The organism is Gellertiella sp. DMC107 (genome assembly GCF_056313605.1).
Window position 1 is genome coordinate 479,106 of sequence record NZ_JBQUZZ010000003.1, and the last position, 14,848, is coordinate 493,953.

13 protein-coding genes and 3 tRNA genes are annotated in these 14,848 nt (G+C 59.8%); 7 read left to right on the forward strand and 9 right to left on the reverse strand.

Annotated features, from left to right (window positions below; all coding sequences use genetic code 11):
* Positions 1–21 precede the first annotated feature (21 nt).
* Both ACT54B_RS13045 and ACT54B_RS13050 read right to left on the reverse strand, forming a co-directional pair.
* A tRNA-Gly gene (locus tag ACT54B_RS13045) sits at positions 22–95 on the reverse strand.
* Positions 96–120: 25 nt separating this feature from the next.
* Positions 121–205: transfer RNA gene (locus ACT54B_RS13050), tRNA-Tyr, on the reverse strand.
* 208 nt (positions 206–413) lie between these two features.
* Here ACT54B_RS13050 and ACT54B_RS13055 point away from each other — a divergent pair.
* Both ACT54B_RS13055 and ACT54B_RS13060 read left to right on the forward strand, forming a co-directional pair.
* Positions 414–1,286, forward strand: coding sequence for a TrmH family RNA methyltransferase (locus ACT54B_RS13055; RefSeq protein ID WP_476045392.1), 873 nt, complete (start codon positions 414–416; stop codon positions 1,284–1,286).
* Between the two features lie 32 nt (positions 1,287–1,318).
* Positions 1,319–2,035: an AprI/Inh family metalloprotease inhibitor gene (locus ACT54B_RS13060; protein WP_476045393.1), complete on the forward strand. Its 717-nt coding sequence runs from the start codon at positions 1,319–1,321 to the stop codon at positions 2,033–2,035.
* 25 nt (positions 2,036–2,060) lie between these two features.
* Here the strand turns inward: ACT54B_RS13060 and ACT54B_RS13065 are convergent, their stop codons facing one another.
* Complete coding sequence (locus ACT54B_RS13065; RefSeq protein ID WP_476045394.1) at positions 2,061–2,273, reverse strand: alkylphosphonate utilization protein; 213 nt, start codon at positions 2,271–2,273, stop codon at positions 2,061–2,063.
* Positions 2,274–2,578: 305 nt separating this feature from the next.
* On the opposite strand from ACT54B_RS13065, the gene ACT54B_RS13070 reads away from it, so the two are divergent.
* Together ACT54B_RS13070 and ACT54B_RS13075 are read left to right on the forward strand one after the other, a co-directional pair.
* Positions 2,579–3,529, forward strand: coding sequence for a DMT family transporter (locus tag ACT54B_RS13070; RefSeq protein ID WP_476045395.1), 951 nt, complete (start codon positions 2,579–2,581; stop codon positions 3,527–3,529).
* A gap of 103 nt (positions 3,530–3,632) precedes the next feature.
* On the forward strand, positions 3,633–4,442 hold the full coding sequence (locus ACT54B_RS13075) for a mechanosensitive ion channel family protein (RefSeq protein WP_476045396.1): 810 nt from the start codon (positions 3,633–3,635) through the stop codon (positions 4,440–4,442).
* Positions 4,443–4,451: 9 nt separating this feature from the next.
* Here ACT54B_RS13075 and ACT54B_RS13080 read toward each other — a convergent pair whose 3' ends face one another.
* Positions 4,452–6,965 carry a bifunctional diguanylate cyclase/phosphodiesterase gene (locus ACT54B_RS13080; protein WP_476045397.1) on the reverse strand — a complete coding sequence of 838 codons (2,514 nt, stop codon included), beginning with the start codon at positions 6,963–6,965 and terminating at the stop codon, positions 4,452–4,454.
* Positions 6,966–7,274: 309 nt separating this feature from the next.
* Between ACT54B_RS13080 and ACT54B_RS13085 the strand changes: the two genes are divergently transcribed.
* Together ACT54B_RS13085 and ACT54B_RS13090 are read left to right on the forward strand one after the other, a co-directional pair.
* Positions 7,275–7,478, forward strand: a complete 204-nt coding sequence (locus ACT54B_RS13085) for a hypothetical protein (RefSeq protein WP_476045398.1) — start codon at positions 7,275–7,277, stop codon at positions 7,476–7,478.
* A 124-nt stretch (positions 7,479–7,602) separates the two neighbouring features.
* Complete coding sequence (locus ACT54B_RS13090) at positions 7,603–8,154, forward strand: hypothetical protein (protein WP_476045400.1); 552 nt, start codon at positions 7,603–7,605, stop codon at positions 8,152–8,154.
* A 234-nt stretch (positions 8,155–8,388) separates the two neighbouring features.
* Here ACT54B_RS13090 and ACT54B_RS13095 read toward each other — a convergent pair whose 3' ends face one another.
* Both ACT54B_RS13095 and ACT54B_RS13100 read right to left on the reverse strand, forming a co-directional pair.
* The gene (locus tag ACT54B_RS13095) at positions 8,389–9,246 is read right to left on the reverse strand and encodes a calcium-binding protein (protein WP_476045401.1); all 858 of its coding nucleotides are present in this window, start codon (positions 9,244–9,246) and stop codon (positions 8,389–8,391) included.
* 288 nt (positions 9,247–9,534) lie between these two features.
* Positions 9,535–9,610, reverse strand: a tRNA-Thr gene (locus ACT54B_RS13100).
* Positions 9,611–9,778: 168 nt separating this feature from the next.
* On the opposite strand from ACT54B_RS13100, the gene ACT54B_RS13105 reads away from it, so the two are divergent.
* Positions 9,779–10,549, forward strand: a complete 771-nt coding sequence (locus ACT54B_RS13105; protein WP_476045403.1) for an NAD kinase — start codon at positions 9,779–9,781, stop codon at positions 10,547–10,549.
* Here ACT54B_RS13105 and ACT54B_RS13110 read toward each other — a convergent pair.
* The 3 genes from ACT54B_RS13110 to ACT54B_RS13120 form a co-directional block, all read right to left on the reverse strand.
* On the reverse strand, positions 10,543–10,740 hold the full coding sequence (locus ACT54B_RS13110) for a hypothetical protein (protein ID WP_476045404.1): 198 nt from the start codon (positions 10,738–10,740) through the stop codon (positions 10,543–10,545). The genes ACT54B_RS13105 and ACT54B_RS13110 overlap by 7 nt on opposite strands.
* 354 nt (positions 10,741–11,094) lie before the next feature.
* Positions 11,095–12,223, reverse strand: a protein-coding gene (prfB, locus tag ACT54B_RS13115; RefSeq protein ID WP_476045405.1) for a peptide chain release factor 2 whose coding sequence is annotated in 2 segments (ribosomal slippage) — positions 11,095–12,153 and positions 12,155–12,223 — 1,128 coding nt in all. Because the reading frame shifts where the segments join, the coding sequence is not laid out codon by codon here.
* A gap of 115 nt (positions 12,224–12,338) precedes the next feature.
* A complete protein-coding gene (locus ACT54B_RS13120; RefSeq protein ID WP_476045407.1) occupies positions 12,339–14,795 on the reverse strand; it encodes a penicillin-binding protein 1A in 2,457 nt (818 codons plus the stop codon).
* Positions 14,796–14,848: the final 53 nt, after the last annotated feature.

Here is a 14,848-nt window from a genome sequence, read left to right on the forward strand (position 1 = left end):
ACAAATCTTTATCGAGGATATTGGAGCGGGTAGCGGGAATCGAACCCGCGTATTCAGCTTGGAAGGCTGCTGCTCTACCATTGAGCTATACCCGCGGCGGTTTCTGATCACGAGAAGGAATGGTGGAGAGAGTTGGATTTGAACCAACGTAGGCTGAGCCAACGGATTTACAGTCCGTCCCCTTTAACCACTCGGGCATCTCTCCGTTCCAACCGGATCAAACCAAGCTTTACGCGGATCGAAAAGCGCTTCGGTGAGTGGCGCCCCGTTCGATCTGCGCCGCGTATATGACTGTCTCGTTTCCATCTGTCAACACGCTCCTGCTGCAAATTTCCGGAAAAAATCTTGGAGGGATTTCAAAAGCCCGGAACACCGGGGCTTTGCGTGCGAAGAACGGAAGACTATAAGACGGCATGAGCAAAAAGCCCCCGGAAGACCGGTCCGCAAAGGACACCCACTACGCCAATCTCCGCCGTCAGCATCGCGACCAGAAGCGCGAACGCGGGGAGATTCCCACCCCAGCACCCGCGAAGCGCCGTGGCCAGAAGGACTGGAGCCCGCCACCGCTCGCACCCGAACAGGTTTTTCTGTACGGCCTTCACACGGTTCGCGCGGCGATCCAGAATCCCGAGCGGAAGAATATTCGGCTGTCGATCACGCAGAACGCTCTCGCACGGCTGGACATAGGCTCCCCGGATGCCTTGCCCTTTCCCGTGGACATGGTCGCGCCCGGGGATATCGACAAGGTACTCGGACCCGATGCGATCCATCAGGGCGTGATGCTGGAAACAAGGCCTCTGCCCGTCCGGCGCCTGGAAGCCCTGAAGGACAGCCCTCTTCTTCTCGTCCTGGATCAGGTGACCGATCCGCATAATGTGGGCGCCATCATGCGCTCGGCCGTCGCTTTCGATTGTGGCGCAGTCATCACCACCATGCGGCACAGCCCGACCGAATCCGGGGTGCTGGCCAAGTCCGCCTCCGGTGCGCTCGAGATGATTCCGTATGTCCAGATCACCAATCTTGCGGAGGCGCTGGGCGAACTGCATGCGTTGGGCTTCACGACGATTGGCCTCGATTCGGAAGGTCCGCAACCGCTGGAGAGCACGTTCTCGGGCGATCGTATCGCGCTTGTGCTTGGCAATGAAGGCAAGGGATTGCGGCAGAAAACCCGGGAAACCGTGACGGCGCTGGCCCGGCTCGACATGCCGGGCGCAATCAAATCGCTCAATGTTTCGAACGCGGCCGCCATCTCACTTTATGCCGCACGGACCTATCTCGCAAAATAGCCGGCTTGCCCGGCATGAAAGGGAGGAAGCGCATGCAGGGCAAGTGGAGTGACATGGGGCGAACAGCGATCCTGTCCGTGGCGATATTTGTGTCAGCCGGCCCCGCCGCGCTGGCACAGGATATGGATCCCGGAATTGTCGAGGCCATGACCGGTCGTTGGCTGGCAGCGCTGGCAGATGGTGCGGCGGGTTGCACCCTTACCCTCTCGAAAGAGGGTGCAATCGGCGGGTACGCTCTGGAAGGGGCAGAAAATTCATGCGCCGGCAAAGTCCAGGCGCTCGCCGATGCGGCTGCTTGGAACTTCGGGGACAATGGCGCGCTCGTTTTCCTCGACCCCTTGCGCAAGGTGCTGATCCACTTCGAGGAGCAGGAAGGCAGCCCGCATCGCAGTGTGGAAGAGCCGTCTGTCCTCCTCTTGCATGAGCCGCCGGCGGATATAGACCGAATCCCGACGGCCAAGGAACTGGAAGGCCAATGGGAGCTGAAGCGGCCGGCAGGCAAAACGCTCTGTACCCTCGCCCTCTCTCGCGCAAAGGCGGATGGCGACAGCTATCCCCTGTCACCCTCCGGTGACTGCGACCCGGCGGTGACCAACCTCAAGCTTTTCCGGTATCAGTTGAACGGCCTGTCGCTCGACCTGCTCGGGGAAGACGGCAGTTCGCTTTCGCTCGAAGAAACGTCCCCCGGCCATTTTGAAAAGTCGAAGGAGGAAGGGGGCAAGCCCCTGGTGATGGAGCGAAAGGGCTGACCCGCTGTGCGCCCCCTGCCCCTGATCAGGCCTTCTTGAGAAATTCCGTGCGCAGAACCAGGCCTTTGATCTTGGCATGCCGGCATTCGACTTCGGCGGGATCGTCGGTCAGGTGAATGCCCTTGATCATCGTGCCGCGTTTCAGGGTTTCAGACGTGCCCTTCACCTTGAGATCTTTGATCAGGGTGACGTTGTCGCCCTCGTTGAGAATGGTTCCGTTTGAATCCCGGACGTCCATCGGTGGCTCCTTTCTGTTAGCAGGTTGCGGGCGTAGCCGGCCAATCGCCGGTCTGTCCAGACTTGCACCTTTCAAAAAAGGGGCTCGGGCCAAAAAAGACGGCCGGGAATGACAATCGTCAATTGAGGGGCGCACGGAACAGTCGGGGTAACGTTTACACGACCGGACAGACCGGTGTTTCGTCAACGGGATCGGGCTTGTCGGATGCGGTCAAATGATGTCGCATTTGACGGCGGAATCAGTCGCAAGCCTGCCTATTCTGCGTATAGTCGCCGTCTCGCCTTTTTCTTCCCAAGGATCTTTGCATGCAAAACCGAACCCTTCTGGGCGTTGCCTCCTTGTGCCTCGGGGTTTTTGTGTTTTCGACACAGGACGCCATCGTCAAGGCCGTGTCGGGGTCCTATGCCTTGACGGAGGTGGTTTCGATCCGATGCATCGTCTCGATGCCGATCCTGCTGGCCATGGTGTGGTGGGAAGCCGGCCCTTCGGCCTTGTTGTCGCGAAACTTCAAGCCGCTTGTCACGCGTTCGGCGGTCATGCTCTTTGCCTACACGGCCTATTATATGGCGTTCCCGGCGCTTAAACTTGCGGATGCCGTCGCCCTTTATTTCACCGTGCCCCTCTTTACCCTGGCGATGGCCATACCGCTGCTTGGAGAGACCATCGGCTGGCGCCGAATCTCGGCCGTCGGCATCGGCTTTGCCGGCGTGATCGTCATGCTGCGCCCCGGCGCCGGGCTTTTTGAACCGGCGGCATTTCTATCCCTGTTCTCGGCGGCAACCTATGCGCTTTCCATGCTCATGGCCCGCATGCTCGGAGGGTCGGAAAAGGCATCGGTCATGGCGTTCTATCAAAATGCCGTCTACCTCGCCGGCGCACTCATGCTGGCACTTTGCCTCCATCTGGCGGGCATAGAGAGCGCCAGCCACCCTTCGATCAATTTTCTGGTGCGCCCCTGGACCATGCCGACGCTGCGGGATTTCCTGCTGATCGCCTCCTGTGGGGTCATTGCCGCCTTTGGCGTGGTGCTGTTGACCCAGGCCTACCGCATCGCGCGCGCCAGCGTGGTTGCCTCCTTCGAATATACCGGGCTTCTCTGGGCGCCGCTCTGGGGTTTCCTGTTCTTCAACGAGCGTCCTGACAACGCCACCTATTACGGCGCCCTGCTGATTCTGGCCGGCGGCCTTTTCGCTCTGGCTTCACCCGCTGCCCGTGCAACGGACGACCCGGATAAGGCTGCTGCCAGCAAGGATTGAGGATTGCTGGCGGGGAACCTTTTGCGATCCCAGCCATTCCCTTTCTTCGCAGGCGGGCACCCGAACCGCCGCAAGTCTTTATCGGTGCGGAGATATTTCTGGCATGGATTTCGAAGGTGCGACGTTCATCGCCGCCACCCGGACGGCATTCAATCAACTGGCGGCACTCACGGTCCATTATTCCCTGTCCGTCATCGGCGCGATCATCCTGCTGATTGTCGGATGGATCGTGTCGCGGGTCCTCAGCCGCTGGCTTTACGAGGCGGTTTCCCGGTTCGATGGCGTCGACCTCACGCTAGCGCAATTCTTTTCCAATGTGATCCGATACGGCGTGATGACGCTGGTTTTCGTGACGGTCCTTGGACAGTTCGGCGTGCAGACCACCTCCATCGTTGCGGCTCTCGGCGCGGCCGGCCTCGCCATCGGTTTGGCGCTTCAGGGGACTTTGCAGAATATTGCCGCGGGAATCATGCTTCTGGTCCTGCGGCCGCTTCGTGTCGGGGAGTTCATCGCCACCCCGGCCATCTCAGGCACGGTCATGGAAGTCGGCCTGTTTGCGACCGAGTTGAAGACGGCGGAGGGACTTTATCTGCTCGCACCCAATTCGATCCTGTGGAACGTGCCCATCACCAATCACAGCCGAAGGCCGCAACGGCTTCAGGAGCTTTCGATTGCCGTGGCCAACGACAGCGACCTGCAAAAGGTGAAAATGCTGTTGCTCGAGGTCATCAAGGCCGACGAGCGAGTGGAAACCATGCCGGCTCCCCGCGTATTTTCCGAAGATCTGACCGCTGAAAAGACCACGCTGAAGATTTCCTACTGGGCAAAGACCAATGTCTGGTCCGAGGCCCGCCGTGATCTGATCGACCGATTGCGGGGCACGCTGATCGTCAATGGGGTTGCCTTGAAATAGATCTGCCCCTCAGCCGGCGGCCAACAGGTTGACCTTTCGTTCCCGCCAGTCCCGAAGGAAGCTCAGCATGGCGCTGGCCGGCATGGGACGGGCAAGGGCATAGCCCTGCAGCACGTGGCAGCCAAGGTCGCGCAGGATCGCGGCGTGCTCCATTGTCTCCACGCCCTCCGCAACGATTTCAATCCCCTGGGATCGGCCTATGTCGATGATGGAGGCCAGCAGGTCCCGCTGGGATCGGGATTCGCGGATGGGTGCCACAAGCTTCCTGTCGATCTTCAGGCGCTTCGGCGCAAGCTCGAGAAGGCTTACGATGCTTGCGCGGCCGGAGCCGAAATCATCAATCTCGATATCGATCCCTGCGGCCTTCAGCCGCCGTACGGCATCTTTCAGCGTCGCGTCCGGATCGTCGAAATAGATGGTCTCGAGCAGCTCGAAGGAAATCGAACCGGGCGAGAAGGCCATTCCCTGGAGGGACTGGAACAGTCTTTCGTCGGCAAGGCGCTGGGCGGAGATATTCACGGAGACCGAGGGAATATCGAAGCCGTTGGAGCGCCATCGGGCCAAGTGAAACAGGGCTTTCTCGAAAATGACCGCATCGATATCGGCGACCCGGTTTGACGATTCCGCCACCGAAAGAAAGGCTGCGGGGGTGAGCAGACCGCGAACATCGTGATTCCATCGGGCTAGGGCTTCCGCACCGACCACGTCCAATGTCACTGCGTCGAACTGCGGCTGGAAGAATGGCACGAATTCATCCCGCTCAAGGGCGAGCACCAGTTCATCCGCCATTTTCTTGCCCTGAACGGCAATTTCCCGCAGACCATCGGAGAAAAATTCAAAGCGATTGCGGCCACGCCGCTTCGCCTCATACAGCGCGATGTCGGCATTTCCGAGCAACTGCATCGGATTTTCGTGCCGGAATGTCTGAACCGCTACACCGGCGCTGCAGCCGATGCGGCACAGGTCGCCGTCGAAAATGATGGGTTCACCCAGGGCTTTAACGATTGCTTCGGCGATGGCGCGCGCACGGTGTTCCGCCTGGCGGCCCCGCGTCACGATAACGAATTCGTCTCCCCCGATGCGGGAGGCAATTTCGCCGGGCAGGATCATGGATTTGATGCGCCGGGCCGCTTCGGTCAGAACGCCGTCGCCGGTTCGATGTCCGAAGGTATCGTTCACTTCCTTGAAGCGATCGAGATCGGCATGGATCAGTCCCATGCCTTCCTCTGCGGTCGCCTCATTCAGAAGCCGTTCCAGATAGCGCCGGTTCGGCAGCCCGGTCAGGGCATCGTGAAGCGACTGGTGTTCCAGCTGGTCACGGGCGTCGCGCAATGCGCTCTGCATCATGACGTCATCCGTAATGTCCCAGTTCGCGCCGATCATCCGCAGTTCGCCGGCGGCGCCTCGGAAAGCGCCACCATGCGCCCGGATATAACGCACCCCGCCGCCTGCATCGATAACGCGGAATTCTGAATTATACGGGGCCTGTTCTTCGAGACTGTTGGCGAAGGCTGTTTCGGCTTCCGCCAGGTCGTCCGGATGCAGCGCGGCTCGCCAGTCGCTATACTCGCAGACGGGCTTCGCGGGATCCACGCCGTAGAGCTCGCGCATGCGCTGGTCCCAGATAAGCGTGTTTGTCGAGGGAATGAACTCCCAGACGCCGATGCGAGAGGCGGTCAGAGCGAGCCCAAGGCGTTGCGAAAGCGCGTCCAGCTGTTGCTGACGGTGCCGCAGCACCTGCATGTGGGCGTAACGCTGCTTGGTCAACATGGCCGCCCAGGCCAAAGGCAGGATGATGGCAAGCGCCACCAGCAGGGCGTACATGCGGAATCGATTCAGGTCACCGGCATACTGCCCCCAGCCCCCTTTCGGAACAGAGGCGAGATGCCATGTGTTCATGCCGACCATCATCGACACTTTCACGGGTTGACCGGCGAGGATGGACGGTTCGCCGTAGAAGACCACGCGCTTGCCGGTTTCGTCGAACCGGTAAACCGTGATGTCGAGCCCATCTCCGTTGAGACCGCTGTCCGCATAGAGCCGGTCGAGATCGATGACGGCAGATACAATTCCCCAGAAATCGCCCGACGGCTGGCGGAAAACGGGATAGCGGGCGATCAATCCCGTCCCCCCTTGCACCAGGTTGATAGGTCCGTTCAACACCATGGAGCGCGTGTCGCGGGCGGCCAGTACGCCGGCTTTCTGATCTGCTCGCTGGGTGTAATCGAGACCGATGGCCTGCTTGTTGGGCGCATAGGGATATATCATCCGGACCACCATGTCCGGTGCCGCTGCCAGCACCTTCAAGGCAGAGGGGCGGGCGAATATGCTTTGTGCAAGCTTGCCGAACTCCTCCTGATCGACGACCGGCCTGACACCCATCACCGTTACCAAACCCTCAACGAGATTGGCGCTGGTCATGATCTTGAAGTCGAGCCGGGCGGTAATATCGGCCAGGTGCTTGCTGGCTTCCAGTCGCTCCGCCGTCTGATACTGTTTCCGACGATCGGCATCGACAAGCAACAGCCCGCTTATAATTGCGATACAAAACAATAATGAAGGAATATAATAGGAAATGCCGGCTCCAGCGAAGCGCTGCTTAAGTTTCGATCTCAGGCTGCTCAACATAAAACGCGGTCTTTCCTGACGTTACAGGCTTATTATTAGGCAAAGCTTTTAATAAAAGCTGACTCGCCTGTCGCTATGGAGGACAAGCCAGCGGATCGGCCCCTGAACGGGCTCTCCGCGCCTGCCCATTGGCCAACCGGACACGCCGGGGAACCCGAATCGCCCTCTCCCCGTTTTCAAAGCGACGAAGAAGGAGATGGTACAATGAGCGATAGCCCGCACTCAAACGCCCCCCCGGGAACCACGGATCAATGGCCACGCTGGGAAGGTCCCCAGGAAAACCGCCCCCGGGGATATCTCAAAGCAAAGGACGACCCGGACCGTGACAGGGACGCGGTGGGCGAAAACCTGAAGGATCCCCGCAAGAAAAATCTGGGCGATTCCCTGAAGACCCGCGAGGACCGCTAGGCCTTCGCATGCCGGATCGGTCAATCTTGGTGGAGAGCCGATGTAAGGGCCTGCTTTGGAGTTGCTGGCCTTTTCACGCCGCGTGGGTTCAGGCAAGTTGCGCCGAACCTATGCGGAGGACCCCATGTACAAGACCAAGAGCCTGATCATCGCCTTCACCCTCGCCTTGTGTGCGTCGGCGCAGGCTGCCGAGAAGACCTGCAGCCTGAAGACGATTACCGCCTGCGGTAACACCAACAACCTTGTCTGGACCAAGAGTTTCAACGCGGCGCTTCCCCGCTTTACGGGCAAGCAGAAAGTTCGCTGGCTGGGCGTAAAAATGCCCCTCTCTGACGTCGTTTCTGAAGTGACGGGTGCCGGAGGCGACGACCGGCTTGAAGTGGCGCCCGGCCTCTTCCGGTTTGCGGCCTTCCGCCAGCATAGCGCCACCGAACGGGGTGCCGTGTTCATTGCAGCGGACGGCACGATCAAGGCAGCGGGCGTGCTTCACTTCAACTGCGAAAAAAGCTGCGACAGCAAATACCATCTGGCGATCATTCTGAAGTCGAAGGACGAGTCGCTGGAAAAACTGGTTCGCGCCTGGGGCGATGACGAGACGCGCAAGAATGCGGACGCCGGCTATGAAGAGGGTCTGACGTCCGTTGCCGTAACCGACCTCATCATTCCGAAACACTGATTGGACAGTTCCGCGCCACGATGGCCGGAAACCGCGTTCCGGCCAGTCAAGACAGTCCGTCCGAGCCTTCTCCGAAGCTTAGCTCTCTATATCCTTCGAACTTAAGGCCGCATTTTCGATGGCCTGAGGATTCCCCTGCCCGCTCCGCGGAGCCGCTCTTGTCCGAACATCGGCGGTCTTTGCTGCAAAGCCGCGCTTGGCCGACAGGATTGTCGGCCAAAGGTTCACTCCGTATCAGAGAATGAAATCCGTTATTGCCAGCTTGGTAATCCCCTGAACAAGAATGGAAAAATCCGCTTTCGCATCACCATTGGTATCGCCGTAGACGATCGTGCTGGTTCCTGACTGGACAGCCCAGACAGCGTTGGTATGTTTGCCCGTAGCGGTGGAGAGGACAAACTTCTGATCTCCACTCAGTCGCGTATTCGCATCGATACCGGAAAGATCGATCAGGTCCGCGCCCCGCTGGAAATCCAATATCGTGTCGCGACCGGATGAGGCTACCGTCGATTGCAGCTGGTGGCTGAACACAAAGACGTCTCTCCCCGAGCCGCCATAGAGCATATCCGCGCCCATGTCTCCGGAGAGGCGGTCGTTGCCGGTGTCTCCTGCCAGGAAGTCATTCCCGTTGCCGCCGTTGATCAGATCGTTGCCGGCAAATCCGCAAAAGAAATCATTCCCCGAGGACAAAATGACCGTGTCGTTGCCGCCAAAAATCAGCTTGAAGAGGTTGGCATCATCCGTAGTACCAACCGTTGTCGCGGCAGAGGAAAGCCGCGACGCGTCGATGGACAATCCGCTAATGACCCAATTCTCGACAAAGTCTTTATGTCCCGCGCTTTCGTAATAGCTGCCGTAAGAGAAGGCGTAGGCTGTCCCGAAAACCTGCCCTACCAAATTCACGTTCAAGGTGACTTTCCCACTGACGGCAAAATCATTGGCGCCCGGATTGTTGTAAACAAATGACTTCGGGTAGGTGCTGCCGCCCACTTCCAGATTGGTGACCTGCTTCGTATCCCGAATATGGGCGAACATCCCATAGAGGGAAAACGTGCTGTAGTCGAAACTTCGATTTGCGACGAATTTTACCATTGGAAGACCTCCTATAGGTTGCGCAATCTTAGCCTTGAGCAGCGAAGCCGACAAACCAATTGAGCGACTAGTCCAAAATGCCTGGCGACGGAAGGATTGGCGTTTGGAGAGAAGGCCTGCTCACGCCTGTGGTCGGATGCTCTTCCGGGAAGCGACAAGCCCGTTTGATTTTGCATGAATACGACGCAAGCCCTTGGAAAAAATGGACATTCCCCGGAGCGTTCGCGAATAAAGGCAGCAGGTCGCTGCACGAACAACAGTGTAACAGCGGTAGATGGGAAGGATAGATGGTGCCCCCGGCAGGGTTCGAACCCGCGACCCCCTGATTACAAATCAGGTGCTCTACCAACTGAGCTACAAGGGCAGTGGCTTGGCAAATAGCAGATTCCGGGCCTGAGTAAAGGGCCTATTGGCAAATGTGGTTATTTTGCATGGTGCTTCAAGGAGATGAGGTCCGAAAACGGCGGCAGGGGCCTTGCCGGGGCCGGGGCTTGGCCTGTAGGTTTTGCCGGTATTGGATCAGGAACCGCCCATGCAATCGAACCATGCCATTGCCTTTGTCGCTTCCCATACCGACGTAGCGCAGTCCGCGCTCGCGGAGATGGAAGCCATCTATGGCAATATGCCGGTGCAGGAGGCGGAAACGGTTGTGGCGCTCGGCGGCGATGGCTTCATGCTGCAGACGCTCCATAACACCATGAATACCGGCAAGCGCATCTATGGGATGAACCGCGGCTCGGTCGGATTTCTCATGAACGATTACCGGGTCGAAAACCTGGCGGAGCGGATCGAGGCCGCCGTCGAGAACAAGTTTCACCCGCTCGAAATGTCGGTTATCGATACCACCGGCGCCTCCACGGTGGCCCAGGCCATCAACGAGGTGTCCGTCTTTCGCCAATCCTATCAGGCAGCCAAGCTGCAAGTGGAGATCGATGGCAAGGTCCGTCTGCCGGAACTGATCTGCGACGGGCTTCTGGCCGCGACGCCTGTCGGCTCCACCGCCTACAACCTGTCTGCGCATGGCCCCATTTTGCCGCTCGAGGCACCGCTGATCGCGCTCACGCCCGTCAGCGCCTATCGCCCGCGTCGCTGGCGCGGCGCGCTTCTGCCCGACAAGGTGAAGATCGACATCCATGTGCTGGAGCCGGAAAAACGCCCGGTGAATGCGGTGGCCGATCATGTGGAGGTCAAATCGGTGATCCGGGTATGCATCGCCCAGTCGAACGATAGCACCGCCCGGATTCTCTCCGACCCGGACCGCTCCTGGTCCGACCGCATCCTGCAGGAGCAGTTCAGCTACTGAGCGGCGGGATCGTCTCCCTTTCCCTGAGGCACTTCGGAACGTTTCCCCCCGGAAGGCTCGAGACGTCGCATAGCGACGCGATACCAGAGGACCAAGGCCGTCATTGAGACGACGAAGGCCGGGATGCTCAGCACCCAGACGGCCTTCACCCAGTCCGGTGAAGAACGGTAGAACTCAATCAGAAAATCCATGGTTTAGCCCCTTTTGGCGAACCGCCAGAGCGGGATTGCCCTGGCGGCCGGGGAGCTGAAAAGATCGTCGAAGAACGACCGCCCTGCCCTTTACATTCCGGAGAATGCTGGACATACGACAGGGCCTCCCCGGCCATAGGCTGGGAAGCGTTATAGCCGGGAAATGTCATAAATGACACCGGCCGCCTTCGACGGGTTTTTCAGTCCCCGGCCGGATCCGTTTTCGATCCGGCACAGCGAGTGTAACCGAAGCCGGCGCTTCAGGGAATGATAATATTAGATATGTCAAACATCATAAAAAAGCCCCGGAAACCGTGAGGTCCCGGGGCCAGGCAAACCATGTTGCGGGGTGGATCAGTCGATGTCAGCCACGGCGTCCGCCTTGCCGCTGATGCGGTGGGCGAGCGCGGCTTCCATGAAGGGACTGACGTCACCATCCAGAACATCGGAAGGCGACGTGCTTTCGACGCCCGTCCGGAGATCCTTCACCAGCTGGTAGGGCTGAAGCACGTAGGACCGGATCTGGTGGCCCCAGCCGATGTCGGTCTTGGAGGCCGCTTCGGCGTTGGCCGCATCTTCCCGCTTCTTCAGCTCGACCTCATAGAGGCGGGCGCGCAGCATGTCCCACGCCTTGGCGCGGTTCTTGTGCTGCGAGCGTTCCTGCTGGCACTGCACGACGATGCCGCTCGGAATATGCGTGATGCGCACGGCCGAATCGGTGGTGTTGACGTGCTGGCCGCCGGCACCCGACGAGCGGTAGGTATCGATGCGGCAATCGCTCTCGTTGATGTCGATCTGGATCGACTCGTCGACCACGGGGTAAACCCAGATGGAGGAGAACGAGGTGTGACGGCGCGCATTGCTGTCATAGGGCGAAATACGGACAAGACGGTGTACGCCCGATTCCGTCTTCAGCCAGCCATAGGCATTGTGCCCTTTGACGAGCAGCGTTGCGGACTTGATGCCGGCTTCTTCGCCGTCATGCACTTCCAGCAGTTCCACCTTGAAGCGCTGCTTTTCGGCCCATCGGGTATACATGCGCAGGAGCATGTTGGCCCAATCCTGGCTCTCGGTGCCGCCCGCGCCGGAATGTACTTCCAGATAGGTATCGTTGCCGTCTGCCTCACCGGAAAGCATCGCTTCCACCTGAAGACGGCCGGATTCGGCCTTCAGCTCCCTCAGAGCCGCCTCGGCATCGGCAACCACCGACTGATCGCCCTCTTCCTCGCCAAGCGCGATGAGTTCGATATTGTCGTTCAGCTGGGTTTCCAGATGCCGTACGCCCTTGACGCTGTCTTCCAGCTGCTGGCGCTCGCGCATCAGCTTCTGGGCTTCCTGGGCGTCGTTCCAGAGGTTGGGATCCTCTGCCTTGTTATTCAACCAGTCCAGTCGTCTCAGCGCCTGATCCCAGTCAAAGATGCCTCCTCAGCAGGCTTACGGCCTGCTTGATGTCATCAACAATGTTCTCGATTTCCGCTCGCATGATTCCGTTCTCAGATAGCTGGGAAAAATTGAGCCCCGTGAATAGTTGTGCGGGGCGTCGATGTAAAGCCCCGAACCGCGCTCGCGCGCGCAAGCCCGGGGCCTATGGAAAAAGGCTAGAAAAGTCCGCCCTCGCCCGACGTCACCGCCTGGTTCGCCTGCGGCGAGGCCTTGATGACCTCGTCGGGCGCCAGGGTCATGTCTGCGCCGATGACCTGATAGGAGTTGGCGGGACCGGTTCCGGGCTTGAAATATTCGTCGATCGCTTCCGGATCTCCCGGCATCGCCTGCATGCCGGTCTTGCGGTTGACGGCGACGCGGGTCAGGCCGTCGGGAACGATGAAATGGGTGGGGGGCGTGCCCTTGGTCGCTTCGTTCATGAAGGAGTTGAACACGGGGGCCGCAAGCTGGCCACCGGTCATGCCACGGCCGAGGGGCGTGGGCGTGTCGTAGCCGATGTAAAGCCCGGCCACCAGTTCGGGAGTAAAGCCCACGAACCAGGCGTCCTTTTCATCGTTGGTCGTGCCTGTCTTGCCGGCCACGTCGCGGTCGAGCTTGATGCGGCCATAGGCCGTCCCGCGCTTGATCACGCCTTCCATCATGGAGGTGATCTGATAGGCGGTCATGGGATCGAGAACCTGCTGGCGGTTGTCGGTCAGTTCCGGTTCCGGCTGGTTATCCCATTTGGGCACGTTGCATTCCGTGCAGCCACGCTCTTCGTGGCGGAAAATGGTCTTGCCGTAGCGATCCTGGATCCGGTCGATCAGCGAGGGCTTGATCTGCTTGCCGCCGTTCGCGATCACCGAATAGGCGGAGACCATCCGCAGGACCGTGGTTTCCCCGGACCCCAGCGACATGGCGAGAACCGGCAGCATCTTGTCATAGATGCCAAATCGTTCCGCATATTCGGCAACCACATCCATGCCCATGTCATTGGCGAGGCGGACGGTCATCAGGTTGCGGGATTTCTCGATGCCGAGGCGGAGCGTCGAGGGGCCGGCGCTTTCCCCTTCGTAGTTGCTCGGCCGCCAGACCTGGCCACCGGAGACGACCTCGATCGGCGCGTCCATGATCACCGAGGCCGGGGTATAGCCGTTGTCGAGCGCAGCGGCATAGACGAAGGGCTTGAAGGACGAGCCGGGCTGCCGCATGGCCTGGGTGGCGCGGTTGAATTCGGACTGGGCGTAGGAGAAGCCGCCGGTCAGCGCGAGGACGCGGCCCGTATGCGGATCCATCACCACGAAGCCGCCCTGCACCTTCGGTGGCTGGCGGAGCTTGTAGGTCTGCGTGCCCTCGCCGGCATCGCCGGATGCTTCGACAAAGATCACATCGCCCGGATTGAGCACGCCTTCCGGAGACTTCGCATTCTTGATGCCCTTGCGCGCCGAACTGTAGGCCCATTTCATGTCATCGGGATTGATGCGGCCGAGGGTCCGCCCGGGCAAGACCTTGCCAGCGCCGTCCTTCTGGGGCTGCAGGCCGATATCGACCCCGTCCTTGGCCGCGGACAGGACGACGGCAAGCTTCCATTGCGGCACGTCGTAGAAGCCGTTCTGCTTGGCGAGCTGCTCGCCCCAATCTCCCGAAACATCGATGGTCGCCACCGGCCCACGCCAGCCGCGGCGCTGGTCGTAGGTCACGAGGGCGTTCTGAAGGATTCGCGTGGCGCTCGCCTGCAGGGTCGGATCAAGCGAGGTGCGGATGGAAAGCCCGCCTTCCAGCAGGGCCTTGTCGCCATAACGGGCCATGACCTGACGGCGGACCTCTTCTGCGAAGTAATCGGACGCCATGATGTAGTTGCCGGTGCGGCGCACACTCACGCCGAGCGGCTGCTTCTTGGCCTCTTCGCCATCGGCACGGGTGACATATCCATTCTCGACCATGCGATCGATCACCCAGTTGCGGCGCTCGAGAGCTGCTTCTGGATGACGGAAAGGATGGTAGTTGGACGGTCCCTTCGGCAGGGAGGCGAGATAGGCCGTTTCGGCTATGGTGAGATCCGTCACCGACTTGTCGAAATAGGTGAGCGCCGCCGACGCGATTCCATAGGAATTCAGGCCGAAGAAAATCTCGTTCAGGTAAAGCTCCAGGATCTTGTCCTTGGAGTAGGCCTGCTCGATGCGGAAGGAAAGGATGGCTTCCTTCAGCTTGCGGTCGAAGGTCTGGTCTGCGGTCAACAGAAAGTTCTTGGCGACCTGCTGCGTGATGGTGGAGGCACCTACGGGACGGCGTCCGCTGCCCATCGCCTTGATGTTCACCAGAATGGCGCGACCCAGACCGGATATATCGATGCCCGGATGTTCGTAGAAATTCTTGTCTTCCGCCGAAAGAAAGGCGGCCTTGACGCGGTCGGGGATCGCCTGGATCGGAATGAAGAGGCGGCGTTCGCGCGCATATTCGGCAATCAGGGCACCGTTGCCCGCGTGAATGCGGGTCATGACCGGCGGAGCATAGCTTTTCAGCACTGCATAATCCGGCAACTTCGATTGCTTCAGATAAATCGCCGCAGCGCCCGCCCCGATAAGGGCGACCAGCGAAAACAAGCCGAAGATGTAGCCAATCAGTCTGATCATTGCCGATATGCCAATGCTGCCGCAGGTTTCGAAGGTTCACCTGCAAAGGGTTT